General features: G+C 43.3%; 1 protein-coding gene. It reads right to left on the bottom strand.

The features are described 5' to 3' along the window. Nucleotides 1-342, bottom strand: a 342-nt coding sequence (locus tag R3X26_RS18965; RefSeq protein ID WP_317718866.1) for a replication endonuclease, incomplete at both ends; no start/stop codon positions are given.

Below are 342 nucleotides of genomic sequence, written 5' to 3'. Positions count from 1 at the left end.
TGTAACTGAACATCCCCCCAACTGCTGAAATTGGCGGATCCCCCAGCAAGACGCCCAAGCATCAACTCTTGCTGCTGCATCAAGTGGGTCTTCTCCGTAGATACCGGAATCAAGATCGCTACCATCAATATTTTTAGAAATGTATTTAGCAATATAACCAGTAGCAGAACCTTTTTCCGGGTCAATTTTCACTTCTGTAAATCGGTGGTCTAAAGCCCCTTGCTCTTCACTATCTTCTCGCATGGAATAGAAACGCATAATATTTACCATCTCTTCATAATGATGCTTTTCAACAAATAAAAGAAGATGCCAGTGAGGCGTTCCGTCATGTTGTGGCTCAGC

Source organism: Vibrio sp. TH_r3, from assembly GCF_033101115.1.
GTDB lineage: Bacteria > Pseudomonadota > Gammaproteobacteria > Enterobacterales > Vibrionaceae > Vibrio.
This window is presented reverse-complemented; position numbering and strand designations above follow the sequence as displayed.